The 26,519-nt window shown below is 68.5% G+C and carries 17 protein-coding genes and 1 pseudogene; 9 read left to right on the top strand and 9 right to left on the bottom strand.

What is annotated here, in order from left to right:
- Positions 1-12 precede the first annotated feature (12 nt).
- Together MCHLDSM_RS34180 and MCHLDSM_RS34175 are read right to left on the bottom strand one after the other, a co-directional pair.
- Positions 13-477, bottom strand: coding sequence for a hypothetical protein (locus tag MCHLDSM_RS34180; RefSeq protein ID WP_048418506.1), 465 nt, complete (start codon positions 475-477; stop codon positions 13-15).
- Complete coding sequence (locus MCHLDSM_RS34175; RefSeq protein ID WP_407661871.1) at positions 474-1,640, bottom strand: 3-ketosteroid-9-alpha-monooxygenase, oxygenase component; 1,167 nt, start codon at positions 1,638-1,640, stop codon at positions 474-476. Before MCHLDSM_RS34175 ends, MCHLDSM_RS34180 begins: the two co-directional genes overlap by 4 nt.
- 160 nt (positions 1,641-1,800) lie before the next feature.
- On the opposite strand from MCHLDSM_RS34175, the gene MCHLDSM_RS34170 reads away from it, so the two are divergent.
- Entirely contained in the window at positions 1,801-3,009 is a 1,209-nt protein-coding gene (locus tag MCHLDSM_RS34170) for an MFS transporter (RefSeq protein WP_048474220.1), read from the top strand.
- Positions 3,010-3,018: 9 nt separating this feature from the next.
- A complete protein-coding gene (locus MCHLDSM_RS34165; protein ID WP_048474064.1) occupies positions 3,019-3,594 on the top strand; it encodes a TetR/AcrR family transcriptional regulator in 576 nt (191 codons plus the stop codon).
- On the opposite strand, the gene MCHLDSM_RS34160 is transcribed toward MCHLDSM_RS34165, so the two are convergent.
- From MCHLDSM_RS34160 to MCHLDSM_RS34145, 4 genes and pseudogenes are all read right to left on the bottom strand, one after another.
- Positions 3,591-4,472, bottom strand: a complete 882-nt coding sequence (locus MCHLDSM_RS34160; RefSeq protein WP_048474063.1) for a TIGR03619 family F420-dependent LLM class oxidoreductase — start codon at positions 4,470-4,472, stop codon at positions 3,591-3,593. The genes MCHLDSM_RS34165 and MCHLDSM_RS34160 overlap by 4 nt on opposite strands.
- The gene (locus tag MCHLDSM_RS34155; protein ID WP_048474062.1) at positions 4,472-5,647 is read right to left on the bottom strand and encodes a thiolase family protein; all 1,176 of its coding nucleotides are present in this window, start codon (positions 5,645-5,647) and stop codon (positions 4,472-4,474) included. Before MCHLDSM_RS34155 ends, MCHLDSM_RS34160 begins: the two co-directional genes overlap by 1 nt.
- Before the next feature lie 2 nt (positions 5,648-5,649).
- Positions 5,650-6,701: pseudogene (locus MCHLDSM_RS34150) on the bottom strand (thiolase domain-containing protein).
- A gap of 14 nt (positions 6,702-6,715) precedes the next feature.
- Complete coding sequence (locus MCHLDSM_RS34145) at positions 6,716-7,708, bottom strand: Zn-ribbon domain-containing OB-fold protein (RefSeq protein WP_048474061.1); 993 nt, start codon at positions 7,706-7,708, stop codon at positions 6,716-6,718.
- Between the two features lie 58 nt (positions 7,709-7,766).
- Here MCHLDSM_RS34145 and MCHLDSM_RS34140 point away from each other — a divergent pair, with 58 nt between their 5' ends.
- The 4 genes from MCHLDSM_RS34140 to MCHLDSM_RS34125 all read left to right on the top strand — a co-directional run bounded on the left by MCHLDSM_RS34140 (position 7,767) and on the right by MCHLDSM_RS34125 (position 18,809).
- Positions 7,767-8,798 (top strand): LLM class F420-dependent oxidoreductase, encoded by a 1,032-nt coding sequence (locus tag MCHLDSM_RS34140; RefSeq protein ID WP_048474060.1) that lies wholly within the window; start codon positions 7,767-7,769, stop codon positions 8,796-8,798.
- A gap of 43 nt (positions 8,799-8,841) precedes the next feature.
- Positions 8,842-9,564: an acetoacetate decarboxylase family protein gene (locus MCHLDSM_RS34135; RefSeq protein ID WP_048474059.1), complete on the top strand. Its 723-nt coding sequence runs from the start codon at positions 8,842-8,844 to the stop codon at positions 9,562-9,564.
- Between the two features lie 5 nt (positions 9,565-9,569).
- A complete protein-coding gene (locus tag MCHLDSM_RS34130; RefSeq protein ID WP_407661872.1) occupies positions 9,570-10,772 on the top strand; it encodes a cytochrome P450 in 1,203 nt (400 codons plus the stop codon).
- A gap of 138 nt (positions 10,773-10,910) precedes the next feature.
- Complete coding sequence (locus MCHLDSM_RS34125; RefSeq protein ID WP_063840664.1) at positions 10,911-18,809, top strand: ATP-binding protein; 7,899 nt, start codon at positions 10,911-10,913, stop codon at positions 18,807-18,809.
- A 69-nt stretch (positions 18,810-18,878) separates the two neighbouring features.
- On the opposite strand, the gene MCHLDSM_RS34120 is transcribed toward MCHLDSM_RS34125, so the two are convergent.
- Positions 18,879-19,679 carry a crotonase/enoyl-CoA hydratase family protein gene (locus MCHLDSM_RS34120; protein ID WP_048418496.1) on the bottom strand — a complete coding sequence of 267 codons (801 nt, stop codon included), beginning with the start codon at positions 19,677-19,679 and terminating at the stop codon, positions 18,879-18,881.
- A gap of 68 nt (positions 19,680-19,747) precedes the next feature.
- On the opposite strand from MCHLDSM_RS34120, the gene MCHLDSM_RS34115 reads away from it, so the two are divergent.
- Positions 19,748-21,400 carry a medium/long-chain-fatty-acid--CoA/3-oxocholest-4-en-26-oate--CoA ligase gene (locus MCHLDSM_RS34115; RefSeq protein ID WP_048474057.1) on the top strand — a complete coding sequence of 551 codons (1,653 nt, stop codon included), beginning with the start codon at positions 19,748-19,750 and terminating at the stop codon, positions 21,398-21,400.
- A gap of 28 nt (positions 21,401-21,428) precedes the next feature.
- Positions 21,429-22,550 (top strand): NAD(P)H-dependent flavin oxidoreductase, encoded by a 1,122-nt coding sequence (locus MCHLDSM_RS34110; RefSeq protein ID WP_048474056.1) that lies wholly within the window; start codon positions 21,429-21,431, stop codon positions 22,548-22,550.
- Between the two features lie 4 nt (positions 22,551-22,554).
- Here the strand turns inward: MCHLDSM_RS34110 and MCHLDSM_RS34105 are convergent, their stop codons facing one another.
- Positions 22,555-23,616 carry a tetratricopeptide repeat protein gene (locus MCHLDSM_RS34105; RefSeq protein WP_048474055.1) on the bottom strand — a complete coding sequence of 354 codons (1,062 nt, stop codon included), beginning with the start codon at positions 23,614-23,616 and terminating at the stop codon, positions 22,555-22,557.
- A complete protein-coding gene (locus tag MCHLDSM_RS34100; RefSeq protein WP_048474054.1) occupies positions 23,613-24,800 on the bottom strand; it encodes a tetratricopeptide repeat protein in 1,188 nt (395 codons plus the stop codon). Before MCHLDSM_RS34100 ends, MCHLDSM_RS34105 begins: the two co-directional genes overlap by 4 nt.
- A 126-nt stretch (positions 24,801-24,926) precedes the next feature.
- On the opposite strand from MCHLDSM_RS34100, the gene MCHLDSM_RS34095 reads away from it, so the two are divergent.
- Positions 24,927-26,516: an acetolactate synthase large subunit gene (locus tag MCHLDSM_RS34095; protein ID WP_048474053.1), complete on the top strand. Its 1,590-nt coding sequence runs from the start codon at positions 24,927-24,929 to the stop codon at positions 26,514-26,516.
- Positions 26,517-26,519 lie beyond the last annotated feature (3 nt).

Genomic DNA, 26,519 nt, shown 5'->3' with positions numbered 1-26,519 from the left:
GCGGCGGGAAGGTCAGCCGTCGCCGGGGGAGGGGGCGCTGGAGTACTCCTCCAGGCAGCCCTCCGCGACGGCGTGCCGGATGCTGTCCGCCAGGCGCGGGCACGACCGCTCCCGCGCGGGATCGCCTCCGGCCGCGCGGATCTCGGCGAAGTGCGCGCACCGTGTGGTCGCCTCGGAGGTCCACTGCACCGACGTGTGCGTCGGCCCGAGCTTCTTGACGCGGACCGCGACATGGCAGAAGCGGCAGTCCACCGACGCCAGGCCCGAGGTCAGGTACCGTTCGCGATCGCGCTGCGTGCTCTCCCGCACGGCCGCGGCGCGGTCCGGATCGGCCGCGAAATCCGGTGCCTTGCGCCATGATCCGGGCGTTGCGCCGTCGGGGGCCGGATGGTGGCCGTGCTCGTGCTCCTCGTCGTCGTGCCCATGAAGCAGCAGCATCGACCGTGCGAGCCGGTCCACATCCGGGGTGTCGTTCACGTGGCCTGCTTCTCGGCTTCCCGGGCCTTGAGGTTCTCCTCGACCTCGACGTGCCACTTCTGGTTGGCCACCGTCGTGTCGACCTCCATCTCGAAGCGGTCGATCATGTCCGGCGTCACGTCGGCGACGTCGACATAGAACTGCTGGTACCAGCGGCGCATCTGGTAGACGGCACCGTCCTCCTCGACCAGGAGCGGATTGTCGATGCGGGTCTTGTGCTTCCAGATCTCGACGTCCTGCAGGAAGCCCTTGCTCACCCCGTCGGTGAACGCGTCGGCGAGCTTCTCGGTGGTCTTGTCGTCGAGGCCCTTGGGCTTTTCGACGATGACGCCCCACTGCAGGACGAACGAATCCTGGGTCACCGGGTAGTGGCAGTTGATCAGGATCGACTCGGCCTTGAAGTCGCCGTAGGTGTTGTGCAGCCAGTTGATCATGAACGACGGCCCGAAGTAGCTGGCCTCGGAATCGAGCTTGGCCTCACCGTAGGCGGTGCCCATGTCGTTGATGTCGGGCCGGCCCACGTTGTGCAGGTACTGCGAGGCGATGTGTCCCTCGAAGACGTTCTTGAAGTACGTCGGCAGCCCGAAGTGGATGTAGAAGAAGTGCGCCATGTCGGTGACGTTGTCGATGATCTCGCGGCAGTTGCTGCCCTCGATGAGCATCGTGTTCCATTTCCAGTCGGTCCACTCGCCGCTGGCCCACTCGGGGATCTCCGGGATGCGGACCTCTTCTTGCGGGGGGTTGCCCTCGTGGTCGTGCCACACGAACAGCAGCCCGCCGCGCACGTCGGTGTGCCAGGCGCGTGTGCGCGCCAACCGGGGAGTGCGCTTGGCGTAGGGGACGAGCTTGCACTTGCCGTCCCCGCCCCACCGCCAGTCGTGGAACGGGCAGGCGACCTCGTCGCCCTTGATGGTGCCCTGCGCCAGATTTCCGCCCATGTGTCGGCAGTAACCGTCCAGCACCTTGAGCTCGCCCGCCGAGTCGGCGAAGACGACGAGCATGGTGCCGAAGATCTCGATGCCGTGTGGCTGGCCGTCGAGGTAGTCCTTGACCGGCCCCAGGCAGTGCCAGCCGCGCGCGAAGCGGTCGGGCAGCGTGCCCGTGTCGATCTCACGAATGCTCGCGGTCCCCGCAGTATCGGTGCTCACCTCGGGCCTCCCCATTTCATCTCTCGAATTAGAACACGTTACAGTTTTCGGCCTCTGTCGCGCAATCCAATGGACGTTCACCTGCGGAAAATGTTGCGTATCCCACCCCGAACCACTGTCAGGCAGCGGGTACCCGCGTCGTCGCGGACCTACCGACGCAGATATAGTGCACAGCGTGTCCACTATTACGGAGATCCCGAACCGCGCGGTGGTGGCGTCGCGACGCTGGCTCGCCGTCGCCGCGGCGACGTTCGCGGTCGCATGGGGCGGCAACGAGTTCACCCCGCTGCTGGTCATGTACCGCGAGGGCGAGCGCTTCTCCGCGCTGACGGTCGACCTGCTCCTGTTCGCCTACGTGCTGGGCATCGTGCCCGCACTGCTCATCGGGGGACCGCTGTCGGACCGCTTCGGCCGCCGCCCCCTGATGCTGCCGGCTCCACTGCTGGCCGCGGCAGGCTCGCTGATCCTGGCGGCGGGCGCCCAGTCCGCGCCGGTGCTCGCCGCGGGCCGCGTGTTCAGTGGGATGGCGCTCGGCCTGGCGATGGCCGTGGGCGGGAGCTGGCTCAAGGAGCTGTCGGCACCGCCGTGGGGCGACCTAAGCTCGGGCGCCCGGCGCGCCGCCATGAGCCTGACGGCGGGCTTCGGCCTCGGCGCGGGTGCGGCGGGCGTGCTCGCCCAGTGGGGTCCGGCACCCGCGGTGCTGTCCTACGCCTGCAACGCCGCCATGGCGCTGGCGGCCGCCGCGGTGCTCACCGTCGCCCCCGAGACGCGGCAGCGCCACGCGTCCGGCCGCCCGTGGTGGACGGATCTGGCCGTCCCGGCGCCGGTGCGGCGCCGCTTCCTGCTCGTCGTGCTGCCGGTCGCGCCCTGGGTGTTCGGGGCGGCGGGCTCGGCCTACGCGGTGCTGCCCGCGCTGATGACCGACCGCGCAGGCGGCACCCCGATCGCGTTCTCGGCGTTGCTGTGCGTCGTGGCGCTGGGCGTGGGTTTCGCGGTGCAGCAGGCCGGACGGGCGATGGGCGCCGACGGACCCCGCGGGGTGGCGATCGCGCTGCTGCTGCTCGTCGCCGGGATGGGCTGCGCGGCGTGGGCGGCCGCGGCGTTGACGGTGCCCGCGGCGCTCGTCGCGGCCGCGGTGCTCGGCGCGGGATACGGGATGGCGCTGCTGGCCGGGCTGCAGGAGATCCAGCGCCTCGCCGGTCCCGACGACCTGGCCGGGATGACCGCGTTGTTCTACAGCCTCAGCTATCTGGGCTTCGGAGTGCCGGCTGCGCTGGCGTATGGCTTCGCGGCGGGGGTGGGCTACCCGGTGATGTTCGGCGTGGGCGCGGTCGTCGCGCTCGGCTGCCTGGTTGTCACGCTGACCGGGGCCCGTCGGCCCTAGGGTTGGCGGATGGCCACCCGCCGCGGACGTCCCCGCAGCGAGGCCGTGCGCAGTGCCGTACTCGCCGCCGCGGCGGACCTGGCGCGCCACGGCGGCCCGGGCGCCGCGACCATCGACGCGATCGCACGGCGCGCGGAAGTCAGCCGCACGACCATCTACAAGTGGTGGCCGTCGGCGGCAGCGATCGTGCTCGAGGGTCTGCTCGACTCGGTGCGCGAGTCGATCGTGCGCCCACCGGGAAGCACGACCGTGCAGGCGCTGATCCATCACGTCGGGGCGCTCAACGCCATCCTGGCCGACGCGACCGTCGGGCCGCTGCTGCGCAACGTGATGTCCGCCGCGGCAGGGGATCCGGCGATCCAGGCGGCGCTGCTCGAGAGGTGGATCGAGCCGCGGCGCGCGGCGGTGGTCACAGCGCTGCGCGACGCCGTCGCCGCCGGGGAACTCGACGCCGGCACCGACATCGAGGTGGTGGTCGACGCGCTGGTGTCGCCGCCCTACTACCGGCTCGTGTTCGGCATGCCGCCGCTGTCCGACGAAGCGGTCACCGCCCTGGTCGACACGGTGTGGCGCGGCTGTGTCTAGCGGTCCTGCCAGCCGGAGTGGATGTAGGTGTCGGCGAAGCGCTTCAGCGAGTCCTTCTTCTGCTCGATCGGCGCGTCGAAGCCGAGTCCGTCGAACACCCAGGGGATCACGATGTTGTCGGTGACGCCCGCTTCGGCGAGCTCACGATGGCCGTCGACGCCGAACTTGTCGATGCAGACGGCCTGGAACTCGAACGGCTGGTCGACCCGACCGTATTCGGCGCGCAGCGCGTTGATCGTGCCGATGGTCTCGGCGAGCTGCTCGCCGGTCATCATCGCGCTGGTCCATCCGTCGCCGACGCGGGCGGCGCGCTTGAGCGCGACGTCGGTGTGGCCGCCGACGTAGAACGGCACCGGTGCACTCGGAGCGGGGCTCATCTGCAGTCGATCGAAATCGTAGAACTCGCCGTGGAATTCGACCATGCCGCCGCCGAGCACCAGCTTGATCACCTCGATCATCTCGTCGACGCGCTTGCCCCGCTTGGCGTAGGGCACCCCGCACCACTCGAATTCCTCCGGCGCCCAGCCGATCCCGACACCGAAACCGAACCGGTCACCCGTCAGGTTCGCCACCGAGCCGACCTGCCGGGCCAGCAGCAGCGGATTGCGGGAGCCCAGCTTCATCACGTTGGTGTAGAAGCGCAGCGTCGAGGTCACCGCCCCCATCGCGCCCGCGGCGATCAGCGGGTCGACCCACGGGGTGTCCTCGTTCCACATCCGCGAGCCGTCGGGGGTGTACGGGTAGTCCGCCGACTGCTTCTCCATGTAGAACAGCGAGTCGGGCAGCGCGATCGAGTCGAAGCCCACCTCCTCGGCGGTGCGGGCGATCTCGAGCAGCTGGTCGATGGGTCCCATCGCCACGCTGCAGGTGTACTGCATCACGCGCCGGGCTTGTCGCTGGAGACCACCCACATCGAGTAGTACTGCGCGCCACCGCCGTACGCGTGGCCCAGGGCCTTGCGCGCACCCGGCACCTGGTGTTCGCCGCCCTTGCCCATCACCTGGATGGCCGATTCGGCGAATCGGATCATGCCTGAGGCGCCGATCGGGTTGGACGACAGCACCCCGCCCGACGGGTTGAACGGGATACGGCCGTCCATCGCCGTCTCGCCGGCCTCGGTCAGCTTCCAGCCTTCACCCTCGGGGGCGAAACCCAAGCTCTCCAGCCACATCGGCTCGTACCACGAGAACGGCACGTACACCTCTGCGACGTCGATCTCATCGATCGGACTGGTGATCCCGGCGGCCTTCCACAGCGCCGCCGCGGCGTCCCGGCTGGCCCGCGGATTGACCTGATCGCGGCCCGCGTAGGCCAGCGGTTCGGTGCGCAGCGCGGTGGCGTGGATCCACGCGACCTGGTGTCCGTCGGCGACACGGGCGTCGGCGCTGGCCTCGTCCCCGATCACCAGCGCGGCCGCGCCGTCCGAGGACGGACACGTCTCGTCGTAGCGGATCGGATCCCAGAGCATCGGGGACTCCATCACCTTCTCCAGCGTGATGTCGGGCTGATGCAAGTGCGCCAGGGGATTCCTGGTCCCGTTGAGCCGGTCCTTCACCGCGACCATCGCGCCGATGTGTGTCGGCGCGCCGGAGCGCCGGATGTAGGCGCGGATGTGCGGCGCGAAGTAGCCGCCCGCACCCGCACCGACCGGCTTGGTGAACGGCACCGGAATGCTCAGCGCCCACATGGCGTTCGACTCGGACTGCTTCTCCCACGCCATCGTCAGCACGCGGCGGTACTTGCCCGACTGCACCAGGCTGGCCGCCACGATCGCCGTCGACCCGCCCACCGAACCGGCGGTGTGCACGCGGATCAGCGGCTTGTTGGTCGCGCCGGTCGCGTCGGCCATGAACAGTTCGGGCATCATGACGCCCTCGAAGAAGTCCGGCGCCTTACCGACGACGACCGCGTCGATGTCGGCCATCGTCACGCCCGCATCGACCAGCGCGCGATCGATAGCCTCACGCACCAGGCCGTTCATCGAGACGTCTTTGCGCTTGGCGACGTAGTTGGTCTGGCCGGTCCCGAGGACGGCGGCGAGTTTCTTGGCCATCGCTATTTCCCTTCCAGAACTGCGACCAGATTCTGTTGCAGCGCAGGCCCACTCGTGGCGTGCGCCAGCACGCGCGAGGCGTTGCCCTCGAAGATGTGCCGGGCGGCGAAGCCGATCCGCTCCAGGCCGGCCGAGAACATCGGGTTGGCGGCGAGCGCGCCGCCGGACGGATTGATCCTCGTCGCATCACCCAGGCCGATGGCCTCCTTGAGGATCAGCTGCTGATGGCTGAACGGTGCGTAGAGCTCGGCGACCTCGATGGAGGAGGTGTCCCCGCCGGTGGCCGCCTGCGCCGACGCCGCCGTCGACGGCGAGGTGGTCAGGTCGCGGGCGCCGAGCACCGGCGTCTCGATGCGATGCTCGAAACCGGTGATCCAGGCGGGCCGCTCACGCAGTTCGCGGGCGCGGTCGCCGGCGGCCAGCACGATCGCCGAGGCGCCGTCGGTGATCGGTGCGATGTCGTGGCGGCGCAACGGTTCTGCGAAGTACGGACGCTCCAGCAGCTCCTCGATGCTGCCGCCCTCGATGCGGTCGACGCGAGGGGCCGCGTTCAGCGAGTCGAGTGCCACCTGGGCCATCTGTTCGGCGGTCCATGTGCCCGCGTCCAGCCCGAAGCGGGCCTGCAGCCCGGCCATGCTGACCGAGTCCGGCCACAGCGGCGCGACGGTGTACGGATCGGTCTGCAGCGCGAGCACGCGGCGCAGCGTGCCGGCGCTGGACTTACCGAAGCCGTAGACCAGCGCGGTCTCCACCTCGCCGGTCAGGATCTTGATGTAGGCTCATAGAGCGCCCAGGCGGCGTCCATCTCGACGTGCGACTCGTTGATCGGCGGCACCGCCCCGATCGAGTCGATCGCGGAGATGAACGAGAACGCCCGGCCAGCAAGGTAATCCGAGGATCCCGAGCACCAGAACCCGATGTCGGGAACCCCGATGCCCAACTCCGCGTAGATCTCGGCGAAGCACGGCATCAGCATCTCCACGCCGTTGGTGGTGCCGTCGGTGCGGCGAACGTGCGGTGCGTGCGCGAAGCCGACGACTGCTACGTCAGTCATGGTGTGGTCCCTCCTCAGAGGTGATGCTTGTAGGTGTCGTACTCGGCGTCGGGTTCGCCCGACGGCCGGAAGTACTCGATGTTGTCGATGCCCAGCCCCCACTCCTCGCGGGGCTTCCAGACGGCCTTGACGCGCATGCCCATGCGGACCTCGTTGGCGTCGATGTCGGACACCAGGTGCAGCACCGGGATGTCGGCGCCGTCGAGCAGCACGTAGGCCGCGACGTAAGGCGGCTTGATGCGCTGCCCCGCGAACGGGATGTTGATGATCGCGAACGTCGTGACGGTGCCCGTGTCGGCCAGCTCGACGAACTGGTCGAGCGTTTGACCGGTGGCCGGGTTCGCCTCGCGGGGCGGGAAGTACACCTTGCCGTCGTCGCCGGAACGGGCGCCCAGCAGCGTGCCCTTCTCCAGCGCGCGCAGGAACGCGCTCTCGGGCATCGACGCGGTGTGCAGGACTTCGAGTGAGGTCGGCACGACGAGCATCGTGACGGGGTCGAGCCCCTCGGCCGGCGGCGGCACCTCTTCGGCCTCGTCGCCGAGGGCGAAGTAGGCGATGTCGGTGATCGCGCCGACGGTCTCGTCGATCCAGTGGGCGTGCACCCGCGCGCCGGTGCTCACGGCCTCGGGACCGTCGGCCGCGACCGCGTGCAGCAGAGGGGTGTCGGCGCCGTCGAGGCGGATCAGCGCCCACGCGAACGGCCGGTCCAGCGGCTGCCCCTCCAGGGGCTCGGGCTGCCATGTCCACGACAGCACCGTGCCGACGCTGGCCACCGGTACGATCTCGGTCAATTGTTCGTAGGTGACGGGGTCGTACTCGGCCGGCGGAACGTGCACCCGGCCGTCGGATCCGCGCACCCCGACGATGCGTCGCTCGCGCAGAGCGGTGAAGAACTCGCCGAGGAGTGGTCCGACTGAACGGGTGTAGTCGAAAGCGAGCCTCAACGGCGCTGAGAGCGGCGGCTCATGCGGGTCGATCTGCACCGGACTGCTTTGGCTGGTGGTCACGGCATCGAGTAGAACAGGTTCTAAGAATGGTTTCAAGAACAGGTGCGGAGGCGACGGCATGAAGTTGGGATTGCAGCTCGGATACTGGGGCGCACAGCCGCCGGACAACCACGCCGAACTCGTCGCCGCGGCCGAGGAGGCGGGCTTCGACACGGTGTTCACCGCCGAGGCGTGGGGCTCGGACGCCTACACCCCGCTGGCGTGGTGGGGACGAGAGACCACGCGGATGCGGCTGGGCACGTCGGTCATCCAGCTCTCCGCGCGCACCCCGACCGCGTGTGCGATGGCGGCGCTGACGCTGGACCACCTGTCGGGAGGCCGGCACATCCTGGGTCTGGGCGTCTCCGGCCCGCAGGTGGTCGAGGGGTGGTACGGCGCCAAGTTCCCGAAGCCGCTCGCCCGCACCCGCGAATACGTCGACATCCTGCGCCAGGTGTGGGCCCGGCAGGCGCCGGTACACAGCGACGGACCGCACTATCCGCTGCCGCTGACCGGTGAGGGCACCACGGGTCTGGGCAAGAACCTGAAGCCGATCACGCATCCGCTGCGCGCCGACATCCCGGTCATGCTGGGCGCCGAGGGGCCGAAGAACGTCGCGCTGGCCGCCGAGATCTGCGACGGGTGGCTGCCGATCTTCTATTCGCCGCGGATCGCGGCCATGTACAACGAGTGGCTCGACGAGGGTTTCGCCCGGCCCGGGGCGCGCCGCACGCGGGAGACGTTCGAGATCTGCGCGACCGCACAGGTCGTCGTCACCGACGACCGCCCGGCGATCATGGAGCTGATGAAGCCGCACCTGGCGCTGTACATGGGCGGCATGGGCGCCGAGGACACGAACTTCCACGCCGACGTCTACCGCCGGATGGGGTACGCCGAGGTGGTCGACGACGTGACGAAGCTGTTCCGCAGTGACCGCAAGGACGAGGCGGCCAAGATCATCCCGGACGAGCTGGTGGACGACTCCGCGATCGTCGGGGATCTGGCCTACGTGCAGGAGCAGATCAAGGCGTGGGAAGCCGCCGGGGTCACGATGATGGTGGTCGGCGCCCGGTCCACCGAACAGATCCGGGATCTCGCCGCGCTGGTGTAGACAGTTCTTGCCGTCTGTCTAGAACACGTTCTAGATTGACGGTGTGACTCAACACACCATCGCCGGAACCGTGCTGACCATGCCGGTGCGCGTGCGCACCGCGCACCAGCACACCGCGATGTTCGTCGTCGACGCCGACGCCGCGCAGCGGATGATCGACTACAGCGGACTGCGGGTGTGCCGCTTCGGCCGGGGTCACCGCCGGGCGCTCGTCGTTCTCATGCTGATGCGCTACGAGGACACGGATCTCGGCCAGTACTGGGAGTACGGCACCAACGTGATGGTCAACCCGCCGGGCTCGCAGGCAGCAGGGCTCTCCGCGCTGCAGGCGGCAGGCGCGTTCGTCCACCACCTCCCCGTCGACCAGGCGTTCACCCTCGAGGCGGGCCGCACCATCTGGGGCTACCCGAAGGTGATGGCGGACTTCACCATTCGGGCGGGGCGCACGTTCGGGTTCGACGTGCACATCGACGGGCAGTTGGCGGTCGGCATGGATTTCAAGCCCGGCCTGCCCGTGCCGGCGGCGTTCACGTCGCGCCCGCAGGTGCATTCGACGTACTCGTACGCCGATGGCGTGGTCCGGGAGACGCCGGGGGAGATGCGGATGACGGGCGTGCGGTACCGGCCAGGTGGGGTGGACGTCCGCCTCGGCGACCATCCCTATGCCGCGGAGCTTGCCGCACTCGGGTTGCCGAAACGCGCCCTGGTGTCGAGTTCGGCTGCCAACGTGGACATGACATTCGGCGACGCCAAGGAGATCGTGTGACCGCCATTGCCCCCGCCAAGCCCGACGTCGACCTCGCCGACGGCAACTTCTACGCCGACGGCCGCGCGGCGCGGGAGGCCTACGCGTGGATGCGCGCCAACCAACCGGTGTTCCGGGATCGCAACGGGCTGGCGGCCGCGACGACCTATCAGGCGGTGCTCGACGCCGAGCGCAACCCCGAGTTGTTCTCCAGCACGGGCGGGATCCGACCCGACCAGCCCGGCATGCCGTACATGATCGACATGGACGACCCGTCGCACATCCTGCGCCGCAAGCTGGTGAACTCCGGGTTCACCCGCAAACGGGTGATGGACAAGGTGCCGTCGATCGAGCGGCTGTGCGACGCGCTGATCGACGGGGTGTGTGAGCGCGGAGAGGCCGACTTCGTCCGCGACATCGCGGCGCCGCTGCCGATGGCCGTCATCGGCGACATGCTCGGCGTACTGCCCGAGGAGCGCGACAAGCTGCTCGAGTGGTCCGACGACCTGGTGTGCGGGCTGTCCTCCACGGTCGACGAGCAGACGATCCAGAAGCTGATGGACACCTTCGCCGCGTACACCGCCTTCACGATGGAGGTGATCGCCGACCGTCGCGCCAACCCGACCGACGACCTGTTCTCGGTGCTGGTCAACGCCGAGGTCGAGGGCCAGAAGATGTCCGACGACGAGATCGTGTTCGAGACGCTGCTGATCCTCATCGGCGGCGACGAGACCACCCGGCACACGCTGTCGGGCGGCACCGAGCAGGTGCTGCGGCATCAGGATCAGTGGCAGCGACTGGCGGCCGATGTCGAGTTGCTGCCCGGCGCCATCGAGGAGATGCTGCGCTGGACGTCGCCGGTGAAGAACATGTGCCGCACGCTGACCGCCGACTCCGAATTCCACGGCACGTCGCTGACGGCCGGCGAGAAGATCATGCTGATGTTCGAGGCGGCCAACTTCGACGAGTCGGTGTTCGGTGACCCGCAGAACTTCCGCATCGACCGGAACCCGAACAGCCACTTGGCTTTCGGCTTCGGCACGCACTTCTGCCTGGGCAATCAGCTGGCCCGGCTCGAGCTGAAGATCATGATGACCAAGGTGCTGACCCGGCTTCCCGATCTGCGGCTGGCCGACGAGAACATGCTGCCGCTGCGCCCGGCGAACTTCGTCAGCGGCCTGGAGTCGATGCCGGTGGTGTTCACCCCGACCGCGAAGGTGCTCGGCTGATCTAGTGTGCGCACAGATCGTGCGCAGACCCGATATCGCGATCTGGACGCACACCAGAATCCTCTCTGCCTTTACCGGACCTTGACCGGCCGCTGAATACGCCCCACCAACGTGGTGAGCGTGAGTAGCCTTTCTTCGGTGGAACTGGGGGTTCTGGGCCCTCTGCACGTCCGGCAGTTCGGTCTTCCGGTCGCGATCCCGGGCGCCAAGCCACGGGCCGTCTTGACGATGCTCGGGTTGTACGGCGGTGCTGTCGTTCCCGGGGACACGCTCGTCGAACTGCTGTGGGGGATGGATCCGCCGCGCACCGCCGCGAAAGCTCTGCAAACGCACATCTCTGCGCTGCGTCGCGCGCTGGGTGACGGCTTCGTGCTCACCCAGGGGATGGGATGGACCGTCAACACGCCCGACATCGACGCGGTCCGCTACGGAACGGCCGCTGCACGGGGTCGTGAGGCGATGGCCGCCGGGGATGTCGGTCACGCGGTGGCCTGCTTCGACGAGGCGCTCAGACTGTGGCGTGGCGCGCCGGAGCTGCCCGACAGCCGGCGCGGCAGCGCGGAGCGGACCCGCTGGACCGAAGGGCACGCCGCCCTGGTCGAGGACCGCGCCGACGCGCTGCTGGCGACGGGCCGTGCCGCTGAGCTCATCGGCGAACTCGAAGCCGCGATCGCCGAGGCTCCGCTACGCGAGCGGCGGTGGGGACAGCTGATGCTGGCCCTCTACCGAGCCGGTCGGCAAGGCGAAGCACTTGCTGCGTATCAGCGGGTCCGCGCGCTGCTTGCCGACGAGTTGGGTGTCGATCCCGGACCGGAGCTCCGCCGGCTGGAGTCCAAGATCGTCGTCCAAGACGATTCGCTCGAACTGCCTGTCTACCAGAATGTTTCGTCCGTCATGCGTGCAGTCACCTTTCTGCTCACCGACATCGAGGGCTCAACGGCGGCGTGGGAACAGGATTCCGGTGCCATGGCGGTGGCGCTGGCGCGTCACGACGAGATCGTCGGGCACGTGGTCACCTCGCGCGGCGGGCGGCTCATCAAGACCCGTGGCGAAGGCGACGCGACGTTCTCGGTGTTCGACCGCCCGTCGGGGGCGGCTGCGGCCGCCGTCGAACTGCAGGAAGCCATCCGGCGCGAACCGTGGGCGCTCGCGGATCCGATGCGGATTCGGATTGCTCTGCACACCGGCGAGGTCGAGTTCCGCGACGGTGACTACTTCGGCCGCGCGGTCAACCGCGCGGCGCGGCTGCGTTCACTCGCACTGGGCGGCCAGATCCTGTGCTCGGGCGCGACGGCTGAACTGGTCATCGATTCGCTGGCCGACGACGTCGAGCTGGCCGATCTCGGCACACGGCAGCTGAAGAACCTCCCGCGTCCGGAGCGCGTATTCGAGCTGCGGCTGGACACTTCCGATGAATCCGGTTCGCACACGGTCGATGCGTCCATCGAACGGCCGGCCCTGCCCGTCGTGCTGGCCGGTTCCGGTCCGTTCGTCGGCCGGGCCGGCGAGCTGGAGCTGCTGCTCGCCGGATGGCGCACGACGCTCGATGCCGGAGCGCGGGCGGTACTGATCTCAGGCGAGCCCGGCGTCGGTAAGACGCGGTTGGCAGGGGAGTGGTCGCGGCGGGGATACGAGCAGGGCGCCGTCGTGCTGTACGGCCGGTGCGATGAGGATCTCGGCGCGCCGTATCAGCCGTTCGCCGAGGCGCTGCGATCCCTGCTGCCGCGCATGGGTTCCGAGCGACTGCGCGGGCTGCGTGGAATCGAGGCGCTGCTGCTACTGGTGCCGGATCTACCCGACATCCTGCCCGAGCTGGCGGCGCCGCCGCGCGCTGATCCTGACACCGAACGCTACGCGCTCTTCGACGCGGTGGTCGCCGTGATGGGGGCCGTGTCTGCGAGCACGCCTGTGATTCTCGTTCTCGACGATCTCCACTGGGCGGCCAAACCGACGCTCTTGCTGCTGCGGCATCTGCTCCGTTTCGGCGAGCACGCCCGCGTGCAGATCATCGGGACGTACCGCAGCACCGATCTGGATCGGTCGCACCCGCTGGCGGCGATGCTGGCCGATCTGAACCGCGACGGCATCGCCAGCAGGCTGCAGCTCGGGGGTCTCGAGCGCAACGATGTCACGGCGTACCTGGCGGCAGCCGGCTATGACGACGAGGATCTGGCCCGGGCGCTGGCCTCGGTGACCGGCGGCAATCCCTTCTTCCTCATCGAGGCGCTACGGCACGTGGACGAGAGCGGTGGTCGTTGGGATCCGAGCACTCTGCCGCAGGGCGTCCGAGAAGCCGTGACCCGCAGGCTGTCTCGTTTGACGGCTGAGACCAACAAGGCACTCGGTGCAGCGGCTGTCGTGGGCAGCCGGTTTGCCGTCGACCTGGTCGAGCGGGTGCTCGACCAGGATCTCGTCGATGCGTTCGACGAGGCGTGCAAGGCCGGCATCGTGGTCGAGGAGCCCGGTGGACGATACCGTTTCAATCACGCCCTGGTGCGGCAGTCGCTGCTCGCCGAGCTCGCGTCGGTTCGACGGATGCGGCTGCACCAGCGGATCGCAGCGGCGCTGGAATCCGAGCCGGGCGCCGACGATCTGCTGGCCGAGCTGGCCTATCACTACTTCGAGTGTGCGTGGGCCGGCAACGCCGCCAAGGCTGTCGACTACTGCCGGCGGGCCGCGGACCAGGCGATGGCGCGGCTGGCCTACGAGGGTGCGGCGAACCTCTACGACAGGGCGCTCCACGCACTCGAGGAACTCGACGACGACCTGGAGGACCGCGACCAACTGCAGGGCGAGTTGTTGATTGCGCGCTGCGAAGCGCTGCTCGCAGCGGGTGACGTCACCGCCGCCGTGGGTGCGGTCGCGCACTTGCGCAGGGCAGCAGGCGATTCCGGACGGCTCGCGGCGTGGGGCGTGTGCTTCGATGGTCAACTCTCGGCGCTCACTCATCTCGAGCGACTGGACGAGATCGAGTTGTCGGTCGGTGAGGCCGCCGGGACACTCGCCGCGTTGAACGATGCTGCAGGGGAGGCGAAGGCGCACACTGTGCGCGCCGGATGTCTCGCGCGGCTGGGCCGCATCGGAGACTGCGAGGCGGCGCTGGACCAGGCGCTGACGGCGGCGCGACGGGCACGGGATAACCGCCGCGTGAACGCGGTGCTCGCCAACGCGCCACTCGCGGCACTGTGGGGGCCGAACCCGGTGCCGCGCGCCGGCGGCCGCTGCCTGGACGTCGTCCGCCTGCTGAGGATCACGACTGGCTCTCCGATCGTGGAGGCGACATCGACACGCTGCCAGGCGGTTCTGGACGCGTTCCGCGGCCGCGCTGATGCCGGGCGGCAATTGGTCGACTCGGCGAGGCGGTCGCTGTCCGAGTTGGGCATGCGGCACGCGCTCCTGGAGGTGGAGCAATTCGCGGGGATCATCGAGCTCGTCGCCGACGAACCTGCCGCCGCAGAGCAACATCTGCGGCGGGCTTATCACGGCTTCCGTCGGATGGGCTTGGACGCCGACACGGCGGAGACCGCCGCGCTGCTGGCGCGAGCGTGCCTGGCTCTGGACAAGGATGCCGAGGCCGACGAACTGTGTTCGGAGAGTGAGCGTCTCGCCGGTCACGCGCTGAAGGCGTCGATTTCGTGGCGGACGGTGCGGGCGCAGCTGCTGGCCCGGGGTGGTGCGCACGACGCTGCACGGCAGATGGCCGAGGAGGCGGTGGCGATCGCGGGCTCCACCGACGCGCTCGTCGATCACGGTGATGCCTGCTTGGCGCTCGCCGTCGTGCTCGGAATCGCGGGTGATGCGGTGGGGTCGTGGGCGGCCGCAGACCGCGCAGCAGCGCTGTACGAGTCGAAAGGCGCTGCAGCGCTGGCGGAGAAGGCACGGAGGTTGCAGGGGGGACGAACGACAGCGGATACCCCCGCACCCAGCGAGGCGGCGGATGTCGAGCCCGAGAACGCCTGTGTGCGGGCGGGGCGACGGATCGTCGACGCCGTCGGTCGTCAGGCCTGGCTCGAGGTCGAGGCACTGATGGCCCCCGAGGTCGAGCTCGAGAGTCGCCGGACGATCGTCGGTTTCCCGCCTGTGCGCCTCTCGTTCGAGGGGTGGCAACGTGAGATGAGTCGCTATCTCGACCTGGGGCTCACCCACTTCAGGGGGATCGCCCTCGCGGCCCGAGGTGACCGACTTGCGCTTGTGAAGCTGACGATGGGTGCCGGCGAGGCGGACCCCGGCGCACCACAGGACGCGGCCCTCCAGGTGGTCGGACTCGATGACGAGGGCCGGGTCGCACTGCAGGTGTGGTTCGACGTCGAAGACCTCGAGGCCGCGCTGGTCGAACTCGACAGTCGGCACGCACGGTTCGACGGTTGCCGGCCGAGCCTGCGACTCGACAACGCGGCCAGTCGAGTCGACGCTCGATTCCAGCAATGCTTTGCGGCCCGTGATTGGGTCTCGATGGCCGAGCTCCTTGACGATGATCTGTTCGCCGACGATCGCCGGCGCACCGTGAACGCAGGAGTGCGGCGAGGGCGTGACGCGAAAGTCGCGGACATGCGGGCGACCGCGGAACTCGGTACCCAGACCGCGGCGTCGACCGTGATGGCGGTTCGTGGACAGCGGCTCGCGCTGGTGCGCATCCGCCTGGCGGGGAGAGATCAGCGACCCGAGGCGTTCCGCACCGAGATGCTCGGCGTGGTGGAAATCAATGGCGAGAATCGGATGACGGCCCGCATCCTCTTCGACCTCGATGACCGCGATGCCGCATTCGCCGAGCTCGACGCCCGCTACGCCGCCGGCGAGGCGCGCGGGCATGCAGACGCCTGGATGATCGTCGTCGAGGGCTGCGCCTTTCTGAAGATCCACGGAACCTGGCCTATCACCGCTGATTTCGTAGGCGTCGACCATCGGTCGGGCGTGACGTCCGCGCCGGAGGACATGAAGGCCTACGTGCGGGAATCGGCACGGGATACGCCCGGCATCGAGATGTACGTGGAGGCGGTCCATCGACTCGTCGATTCTGCGGCCGTCATCACCACGGTCACCACGGGGTCATCCACCCAGGGGTTCGACGCGGAGTGGCGATCGATCGGTGTGATCACCTTCGAAGGAAGGTTGATAGCGCGGACCGAGGTCTTCGATGTGGCAGACGTCGACGCGGCACTCGCACGGTTCGACGAACTCACTCGGCCACAGCGGTTGCTCGAGAACGAGGCGACCCGCTGCTACGAGCGCTTCAACGCATGCATCGTCACGGGCGATCGAGAGGGTTTGGCCGCGATCCTGGCGGACGACTTCGTCGCAGACGACGCCCGGCGCGTTGTCGGGTCGGGTCGGGTCGGTCGCGACACAGCGATCGACCACGTCCGAGTTCTCGCCGATCTTGGTGTCACCGAGGCGACTTCGACGATTCTCGCCACTCGGGGTAACCGTCTGGCGTTGATGCGTTCTCGCTTCGGGGGTCGCGACGTGCGGCCGGACGCCTTCTCCATCGAGGTGCTCCATCTCGCGGAGGTCGGTGCGGTCGATCAGATGACGGGTTTCGTGGCTTTCGACGGCGGCGATCTCGGTGCCGCGATCGCCGAACTCGACGCGAGATATCTGGCCGGTGAGGCCGCGCCGTTCGCGCACGCGTGGTCGGTGATCGCAGACGCCTACGCCGCATTCAACCGGCGTGAGGTGGCCCCGACGTCCCCGGGATGGTCGAACGTCGACCACCGTCGAGGTGCAGCGTTCGCCGCGGGCGACATGACTGCATACCTGTCGGCAGCGTGGGCCGACTCACCGGATACCAGGATCTACATCGACGCGGTCCATCGGTTGACCGGAACCGGCGCCGTCGTGACACACGCTGCGCAGGGGATGTCCAACACCGGCTTCGAGGCGCAGTGGCGGGACGTCAACATGTTGACGGTGGACGGTGATCTCATCACCCGCAGCGAGCTGTTCGACGCAGACGACCTCGACACCGCGATCGGGCGATTCGACGAGCTCAACCGAGGTACGCTGCTGCTCCGCAGTGAGACGAGCCGATGGGCGGAGCGCTTTCGGCACAGCTTCTCGGTCCGAGACTGGCAAGCCATAGGGGCGATGCTCGCCGATGGCTTCACTCTCGACGATCGCCGTCGGACGGTGAACGCCGGAATCCAGCACGGTCGCGATGCCGAGATACGTGATCTGCAGATCGCTGCGGACGTGGGGTTTGACGACTTGGCCTGGGTCGAGATAGCAACGCGCGGAAATCATCTCGCCCTGTTGCGGGTCGAATGGTTCGACTCACGACAACCCGGTGAGACATTTCGCGCTGTGTGGCTCGGCATCGCGGAGAGGGACACTGACGGGCGGCTCTCGGCACTCGTCATGTTCGATCCAGATGACTTCGACGCGGCAATCGCCGAGTTGGACATGAGATATCTGTCTGGTGAGGCTGCGCCGTTCGCGCAGACATTCTCGGCCGTCGCGCAGGGGTTCGCTGCACTGTGCAGGCGCGAGGTCCCGCCGACCACAGCACATTTCGTCGACGTCGACCATCGGTCTGGAGCGGGAATCAGATCGGGTGACCTGAAGGCATACCTGGCGGTCGCTCTGCAGGACACGAAGGACAACCGCCTGTACGTGGAGGCCGTTCACCGACTGAGTGAGGTGGGCGCGGTCATCACCCATGTGGCGAAGAGTTTCTCGCCGGAGGGGCTCGGTCTCGAGTGGCGGATCGTCGATGTGCTGACTGTCGAGGACAACCTTCTGGACCGCTGCGAGATGTTCGATGAGGACGACCTCGACACGGCGCTGGCGCGATTCGATGAACTGAGCGGCGCGACGCCGAGGCTGGACAATGCGGCGGTCCGAGGAGCGCAGCGATTCGCACGCTTTGGCGCGGAGGACTGGGATCTCCTTGCGGACACCTTCGCCGGCGATTTCACACAAGACGACCGTCGTCGCGTCGTAGGTGCGGGAATACGACACGGTCGAGCGGCCGAACTCGACGATCTTCGGGCGTTCACCGAAATCGGCCTCACGAATGTGGCCTTCACCTTCCTCGGAACGAGGGGGCAGCGGCTCGCGCTGGCGCGAAGCAGCGTCTGGGGCGGCGACGCACGACCCGTTGGGGTGCACACCGACATGTTGACGGTCACCGAGGTCGATGCCGGCGGCCGGATCTCGGCGCTCGTCATCTTCGACCCTGACGATCTCGATGCCGCCGTGTCCGAGCTCGATGCACGGTACATGGCCGGCGAAGGGGCGCCGTACGCGAACATCTGGTCACTCGTCACCCGGACATATGCCGCGTTCAACCGGCACGAGTTGTCGGAGACGACGCCGGACTGGGTCAATCTGGACCACCGCCTCGGGGTGGGTTCCGCGGCCGGTGACATGAACACCTACGTCAGCGCGATCTGGGCGGTGGCGCCCGACGTCAGCACCCGCATCGAGGCCGTGCATCGGCTCAGCTCGCGGGGAGCGGTGTTCACCCACACCGAGCGTGGAACCTCGCAGGACGGCTTCGCCGCCGAATGGCGTGAGGTCGCCCTGCTCACCTTCGACGGAGATGCGATCAATCGCTGTGAGCTCTTCGACGAGCGCGATCTGGACGCTGCCGTCGCCCTTTTCGACGACCTCGATCGTCAACACGCAGGTGAGGGCAACTCGGCCACGCGGATGAACGCCCATCTCGCTGAGGTGTTCAACCGACGGGATGAGGCGGGATATCTCGACTCGTGCGCCCCTGGCGCCCGCTTCGACGACCGGCGACGAGGCATGACGTACGAGGGGCCGATAGACGCGACGTTCGCGCACGCCCTGCTGTCGGAAGCGGCCTCCAGTTGGCGACTGGAGATCGAGACCGTCGCTATCCGCGGTGACAATCTGGCACTCGGGCGTTATGTCTTCCGCGACACGGCAGAGCCGGACCTCCCTGTGGCCATTGAAACGCTGTGTCTGGTGGAACTCGACACCGACCACCTGATGACGCGCGCCGTGCTGTTCGACGTCGACGACTCAGCCGACGCGCTCGCCGAGCTCGATGCACGGTATCGAGACGGATAGCGCAGTGCCCCTAGTGTGCGCTCAGATCGTGCGCAGACCCGATGTCGCGATCCGGACGCACACCAGCGGCTACTTCATCTGGAAGTTCGGGGCGCGCTTCTCCTTGAACGCCCGCGGGCCCTCCTTGGCGTCCTCGGAGAGGAACACCGGGATGCCGTTGGCGGTGTCGGGCTTGAAGGCCTCTTCCTCGTGCATGCCCTCGGTCTCGCGGATGGTCTTCAGGATCGCCTGCACCGCGAGCGGCCCGTTGTTGTTGATCACCTCGGCGATCTCGAGCGCCTTGTCCAGCGCGCTGCCGTCGGGCACCACGTAGCCGATCAAGCCGTAGGACAGCGCCTCCGCCGCGGTGATGTGCCGGCCGGTCAGCAGCAGATCGCACGCGATCGTGTACGGGATCTGGCGCACCAGCCGCACCGCCGAGCCGCCCATCGGGTACAGGCTCCACTTCGCCTCGGAGATGCCGAACTTCGCGCTCTCCCCGGCCACCCGGATGTCGGTGCCCTGCAGGATCTCGGTGCCGCCCGCGATCGCCGGCCCCTCGACCGCCGCGATCAACGGCTTCTTCAGCCGCCGGCCCTTGAGCAGACCGTCGATGCGCGACGGGTCATAGCTGCCGTCCTTGAAGGAATCGCCCGGCGGCTTCGCCGACGCGGCCTTGAGGTCCATGCCCGCGCAGAAGTAGCCGCCCGCGCCGGTGAGGATGCAGGTGCGGATCTCCGGATCGTTGTCGACGCGGTCCCAGGACTCGACCATGATCGAGAGCATCTCGCCGGAGAGCGCGTTGCGCGCCTCGGGCCGGTTCATCGTCACGATCAGCGTGTGTCCGCGCTGCTCAACGAGGCAATCGGGCTGCTTCTGGGGTTCGCTCACGGGTGTCCGCCTTTCCGCATCGAAGACAGCGACTTGTCTGGAAATGTAACACGTTCTAATTTAGAGCCGTGGCCCTGAACATCGCCGATCTCGCCGAGCACGCCATCGACGCCGTGCCTGACCGCGTCGCCCTGATCTCGGGCGACGAGAAGCTGACGTACGCCGAGCTCGAGGAGAAGTCGAACCGGCTGGCGCACTACCTGCTCGACCACGGCGTCAAGAAGGACGACAAGGTCGGGCTGTACTGCCGCAACCGCATCGAGATCGTCATCGCGATGCTCGGCATCGTCAAGGCCGGCGCGATCCTGGTCAACGTCAACTTCCGCTACGTCGAGGGCGAACTCAAGTACCTCTTCGACAACTCCGACATGGTCGCGCTCGTGCACGAGCGCCGCTACGCCGACCGGGTGGCGAACGTCCTCCCGGAGACTCCGAACGTGAAGACCATCCTCGTCGTCGAGGACGGCACGGACGACGACTACCAGCGGTACGGCGGTGTCGAGTTCTACGCCGCGCTCGAGGAGGGCTCCCCGGAGCGGGACTTCGGCCCGCGCAGCGAGGACGACATCTACCTGCTCTACACCGGCGGCACCACCGGTTTCCCCAAGGGCGTGATGTGGCGCCACGAGGACATCTACCGAGTCCTGTTCGGCGGCACCGACTTCGCGACCGGCGAGCCGATCGCCGACGAGTACGGCCTGGCCAAGCAGGCGGCCGAGAACGGGCCGATGGTCCGCTACCCGATACCGCCGATGATCCACGGCGCCACGCAGTCGGCCACCTGGATGGCGCTGTTCTCCGGCCAGACCACCGTGCTGGTACCGGAATTCGACGCCGACGCGGTGTGGCGCACCATCCACGAGCACAAGGTGAACCTGCTGTTCTTCACCGGCGACGCGATGGCCCGGCCGCTGCTCGACGCGTTGCTCGCCCATCAGGACGCCGGCAACGAGTACGACCTGTCGAGCCTATTCCTGCTCGCCAGCACCGCCGCGCTGTTCTCCACCAGCATCAAGGAGAAGTTCCTCGAGCTGCTGCCCAACCGCATCATCACCGACTCGATCGGCTCCTCGGAGACGGGTTTCGGCGGCACCAGCGTGGTGGCCAAGGGTGAGTCGCACACCGGCGGACCGCGGGTGACCATCGACAAGAACACCGTCGTCCTCGACGAGGACGGCAACGAGGTCGTGCCGGGCTCGGGTAAGCGCGGCATCATCGCCAAGCGCGGCCACATCCCGGTCGGCTACTTCAAAGACGAGAAGAAGACGGCCGAGACGTTCAAGACCATCAACGGCGTGCGCTACGCGATCCCCGGCGACTACGCCGAGGTCGAGGCCGACGGCACCGTGACGATGCTGGGCCGCGGTTCGGTGTCGATCAACAGCGGCGGCGAGAAGATCTACCCCGAAGAGGTGGAGGCCGCGCTCAAGGGTCACCCCGACGTGTTCGACGCGCTGGTGGTCGGCGTCCCGGATCCCCGCTTCGGTCAGCACGTGGCCGCCGTCGTCCACCCGCGCGAGGGCACCCGCCCGACGCTCGCCGACTTGGATGCGTTCGTGCGCAGCGAGATCGCGGGTTACAAGGTGCCCCGCAGCCTGTGGTTGGTCGACGAGGTGAAGCGTTCGCCCGCAGGCAAACCCGACTACCGGTGGGCCAAGGACGTGACCGAACAGCGCCCCGCCGACGAGGTGCACGAGAAGCACGCTGCGGTGAACTCATGACGGGGCGAGCGCAGCGACGGGAGAAAATGTGAGAACCGAACTGTGCGATCGCTTCGGCATCGACTACCCGATCTTCGTCTTCACCCCCTCGGAGAAGGTCGCCGCGGCCGTCACCCGCGCGGGCGGCCTGGGTGTGCTCGGTTGCGTGCGATTCAACGACGCCGACGATCTCGAGAACGTCCTGCAGTGGATGGACGCCAACACCGACGGCAAGCCGTACGGCGTGGACATCGTGATGCCGGCGAAAGTGCCCACCGAGGGCACGTCGGTCGACATCAACAAGCTCATCCCCGCCGAGCACCGTGAGTTCGTCGACAAGACGCTCGCCGACCTCGGGGTGCCGCCCCTGCCCGCCGACGAGGAGCGCTCCGAAGGCGTTCTGGGATGGCTGCATTCGGTGGCGCGCAGCCACGTCGAGGTGGCGCTCAAGCACCCGATCAAGCTCATCGCCAACGCGCTGGGCTCCCCGCCCAAGGACGTCATCGACCAGGTGCACGAGGCCGGGGTGCCCATCGCGGCACTCGCCGGTTCGGCCAAACACGCTCTGCGCCATGCCGAGAACGGCGTCGACATCGTCGTCGCCCAGGGCCACGAGGCCGGCGGACACACCGGTGAGATCGGCTCGATGGTGCTGTGGCCCGAGATCGTCGATGCCCTCGACGGCCGGACCCCGGTGCTCGCCGCGGGCGGCATCGGCACCGGCCGGCAGGTGGCGGCCGCGCTGGCCCTGGGCGCGCAAGGTGTCTGGATGGGCTCGGCGTTCCTCACCTCGGCCGAGTACGACCTCGGCGTGCGGCTCGAGTCGGGCCGCTCGGTGATCCAGGAGGCCATGCTGACGGCCACCTCCGCCGACACGGTGCGCCGGCGCATCTACACCGGCAAGCCCGCCCGACTGCTCAAGAGCCGCTGGACCGACGCCTGGGACGCCGACGGCGCCCCCGAACCGCTGCCGATGCCGCTGCAGAACATCCTCGTCAGCGAGGCCCACCAGCGGATGAGTGAATCCTCCGATCCCACCGCGGTGGCGATGCCGGTCGGGCAGATCGTCGGCCGGATGAACGAGATCCGCCCCGTCGCCGACATCATCGCGGAACTGGTCAGCGGGTTCGACGAGGCGACGAAACGTCTGGACGGCATCCGCGACGCCTGACCGGTCAGGTCGACAGGCGCCTGCGTACGTGCCGCACGTGCAGCAGCACGCTGCCGAACAGCGCCGCGGTACCGATGGCCGTCAACCACAGCCAGGCTCGCCCGGGGAGCGCCCACACCGCGGTCAAGAGGGCGAAGCCGGTGAACTGAAGTGCGGCCGCGGCGATCAGCTCGGGATACAGACGAAGCAGTGAGAACACGTAGCGCCCGGGCGGCGCGCGCAACAGCGGCATGAGCTGTTTGATCAGCAGAGAGCCGACGATACGAAGGCAGAAGACGCCCACCACCAGTCTCGTGGACGCCGACGGGTGAGCGCCGACGGCGATGACGGTCCACTCGATCAGCGCCAGCACGATGCCGAAAACGATGATGATGTCCGAAAACGCGTCGGACACAGTGGATTCAAGGTTCTGCACTGCTTCGCGGCACCGCACATCACTGGCGACGGCCCCGGCGAAATGACCTGCTGCCCCGACCGGGTCGTCGCGCAACAGGTGGAGGCGACCGAGATCGTTACGTGCCGTGGAGTGGGTGGGCTCCAGCGACAGCGCCTTCTCGAGTGCTTTCTGCGCGGTGTCCTGGTCTCTGTTCTCGACGGCGACGTGGCCGAGAACGGCCCACGCATCCGCCTCGTTCGGTGCGAGGTGGATTGCTCGCCGCGCGGCGGCATACGCCTCCTGGGAAGAGTGCCGCGAGGTGGCGCAGACAAAAGCCCGCACGTAGTGCGTGTTCCACGTGTCGGGCGCGAGGGCGACCGCTCTCCTCGCTGCGGTGGCGGCCTCGTCGGGCCGGCCCAACAAGTGCAGGGCCGTTGCGCGCAGCCGCTGCGGATACTCCCACCGAGGAGCAGCCGCCGCCGCGCGGGTGGCCAGTTCGCCGGCCTCTTGATAGCGGCTCGAGTCCAATGAGGCCCTCGCGGCAGCGCACAGAACGTCAGGGTTGTCCGGATCCTCGGCCAACGCGGCGGCGAGCATGCGCAGCGCTTCGTCGGGGCGATTGATCTCGATGAGGTGATGGGCTCGGATCAGCGCGCCTCCCACATCGTCATCGAAACTGCTGGCACTCACAGCTTCTTGACCTTCTTCAGGTACGTCCGCAGGTCGGCATAGGTGCCGTCGTCGTCGGCGAACAGCACCACGTTGCGCGCGGTCTGCAACCACTCCCCGATGGAGGGACGAACCTCGCTGAGAGCGGCGACGAGGTCCCGCATCTCGATCATGCGGACCTTGCCGCTGCGGGCGCTGTCGAGCAGTGCCCGTTCCGACGCGGTCTCGCAGACATGCGCGATATCGGCACCAGAGAAACCGTTGGTGTCCTTGGCCAACCGGGCCAGATCGATGCCCGCGACGGGACGGTGTTGCAAGTGGTAACGGAACACCGATGCCCGTGCTTCGACATCAGGCGGTTGCACCAGCAGCGTCCGGTCCAACCGACCGGGCCGACGCAGTGCGGGATCGACATCCCACGGCTGATTGGTCGCGGCCAACACGAACACACCGTCGTTGCGATGTGCCACACCGTCGAGTTCGGTCAACAGCTGGACCACGGCACCGCGCATCGCAGCGTTGTGTGTTCCGCTGCGCTTCTGGCCGAGCGCATCGATCTCGTCGAGGAAGAGCACGCAGGGCGCTTCCCGGCGCACCAGGTCGAACAGCTCTGCGATGTTGCGTTCGGAGTTGCCGACGTACATGTCGAGGACGTCCGCCAGTCCCACACTGACGAACCGCGCTCCCAACTCTCCGGCCACTGCGCGGGCGAGGAACGTCTTGCCGCAGCCCGGCGGCCCGTACATCAGCAGACCGCCGCGCAGGCTCTTGCCGTAGAGCTTGCGCAGCTCGGGGTTACGCATGGGCGCGAGAAACGCTGCTTCCAAACGGTCCTTGACGGTGTGCATCCCGCCCACATCGGCCAGGGTGACGCCCGCGTTCTCCGCCTCCCAGGCCGACACCGACTGATCCCGTCCGCCCTCATCGGCGACGAACATCGGCGAGACGATCTCGTCGAGTTCGCGGTCAGCGGCCGCCCAGTCGAAACCGCCCGCCGCAGGCTCGGCCGGCGTCACCGACCGGGCCATCAGCTGTCGCGCCTCGCCACACGTCGGATCCTGAGACAGCACCGTCGCGCATTCGGCGATGGCGTCGTCGACCGCGCCGGCAGCCAGCAACTGCTCGGCAAGGTGCAGCCGAAGGAGAGCGTCGTCGGGCGCGCGCTCGACGGCGCGTCGCAGACTCTCGATCAGCGGGTCGGTCATCGGCTCAAATTACGTGACCAGGGGCCCTGATGACATGCGATTTTCGCCGAGCCCGCCCCGTCGGCACGCAATCCTGACACAGTGCCCGAGGGCTCACTATCGCACGGACGATTCCGAGGAGCACACGTGAACGGTGCGCATTCCCTGCTGACCACCCTCGTCGGTGCGGGCGTCGACGTCTGCTTCGCCAACCCCGGCACGTCGGAGATGCACTTCGTCGCCGCGCTGGACACCGTCGGCGGCATGCGCGGGGTGCTCACGCTCTTCGAGGGCGTGGCCACCGGCGCCGCCGACGGGTACGCCCGGATCGCCGGCACGCCGGCCGCGGTCCTGCTGCACCTCGGTCCCGGGCTGGGCAACGGCCTGGCCAACCTGCACAACGCGCGCCGGGCGCACACACCGATGGTCGTCGTGGTCGGCGATCACGCCACCTATCACAAGAAGTACGACGCCCCACTGGAATCCGACATCGACGCGGTCGCGGGCTCCGTGTCGGGGTGGGTGCACCGCACGCTGCGGCCCGCCGACGTCGCGGCCGACACCGTGGCCGCCCTCGAGGCGGCCCGCCGCGGTGTGGTGTCGACGCTGATCCTGCCCGCCGACGTCTCGTGGAGCGACGGGGCCGGGACGGCCGAGCGTGAAGCCACCGGCACGGTCGGCGGCCAGCGTGACGATGGCTGCACACTCGACGGCACACTCGACGACGACGCGGTCCGCGTCGCCGCGTCGGCGCTGCGCTCCGGGGAACGCACGGTGCTGCTCATCGGCGGCGACGCGACCCACGGACCGGGACTCGCGGCCGCGGTCCGCATCGGCGAGGCCACCGGTGCGACGGTGCTCTGCGAGACGTTCCCGGCGCGGCTCGAGCGGGGTGCGGGGGTGCCCGCGGTCGAGCGGCTCGCGTACTTCGCCGAGGCCGCCGCCGAACAGCTGGCCGGGGCGCGACACCTGGTGCTGGCGGGTGCGGTGTCTCCGGTGTCGTTCTTCGCCTATCCCGGCAAGCCGAGCGATCTGGTACCCGAGGGGTGCACGGTGCACACGCTCGCGTCGCATTCCGGTGCGGCCGTGGCGCTGGAACATCTGGCCGACGAAGTGGCGCCGGGCAGCACCGCGACCGTGGCGCCCGCGGCACGGCCGGATCTGCCGACCGGTGAGCTGAACGCGTTCGCCGCGGCCACCGTGATCGGCGCACTGCTGCCCGAGCGGGCCATCGTCGTCGACGAATCCAACACTGCGGGCGTCGGTGTCGCCGCGGCGACCGCCGGCGCCCCGGCCCACGACGTGCTGACCCTGACCGGAGGCGCCATCGGCTACGGCATCCCGGCCGCGGTGGGCGCGGCGATCGCCGCCCCGGACCGCCCAGTGGTGTCGTTGCAGGCCGACGGTTCGGCGCTCTACACCCTCTCGGCGCTGTGGACGCAGGCCCGCGAGAACCTCGACGTGACGACGGTGATCTTCAACAACGGCGCCTACGACATCCTGCGGATCGAGCTGCAGCGCGTGGGTGTCGGCAGCGGTGCCCAGCCCGGCCCGAAGGCGCGCGAACTGCTCGACCTGGGTTCTCCCGCCATCGATTTCGTGCGGATCGCCGAAGGCCTCGGCGTGCCCGGCCGCCGTGTCCGCACCGCCGAGGAGCTGACGGCGGCGCTGGTCGACGCGTTCGCCGAGCCGGGCCCGCACCTGATCGACGCGATCGTGCCGTCGCTGCTGTCCTGACCC

It is taken from the genome of Mycolicibacterium chlorophenolicum (assembly GCF_001044235.1).
Classification (GTDB): Bacteria; Actinomycetota; Actinomycetes; order Mycobacteriales; family Mycobacteriaceae; genus Mycobacterium; species Mycobacterium chlorophenolicum.
Note: the sequence above shows the minus strand (reverse complement) of the source record. Positions and strands in the feature narration are given on the sequence as shown.

Bases quoted from the DNA above. Each gene is read 5' to 3' on its own strand.
- MCHLDSM_RS34175 (WP_407661871.1), bottom strand. From the start codon at position 1,640: ATGGGGAGGCCCGAGGTGAGCACCGATACTGCGGGGACCGCGAGCATT.
- MCHLDSM_RS34165 (WP_048474064.1), top strand. From the start codon at position 3,019: ATGGCCACCCGCCGCGGACGTCCCCGCAGCGAGGCCGTGCGCAGTGCC.
- MCHLDSM_RS34160 (WP_048474063.1), bottom strand. From the start codon at position 4,472: ATGCAGTACACCTGCAGCGTGGCGATGGGACCCATCGACCAGCTGCTC.
- MCHLDSM_RS34155 (WP_048474062.1), bottom strand. From the start codon at position 5,647: ATGGCCAAGAAACTCGCCGCCGTCCTCGGGACCGGCCAGACCAACTAC.
- MCHLDSM_RS34140 (WP_048474060.1), top strand. From the start codon at position 7,767: ATGAAGTTGGGATTGCAGCTCGGATACTGGGGCGCACAGCCGCCGGAC.
- MCHLDSM_RS34100 (WP_048474054.1), bottom strand. From the start codon at position 24,800: ATGACCGACCCGCTGATCGAGAGTCTGCGACGCGCCGTCGAGCGCGCG.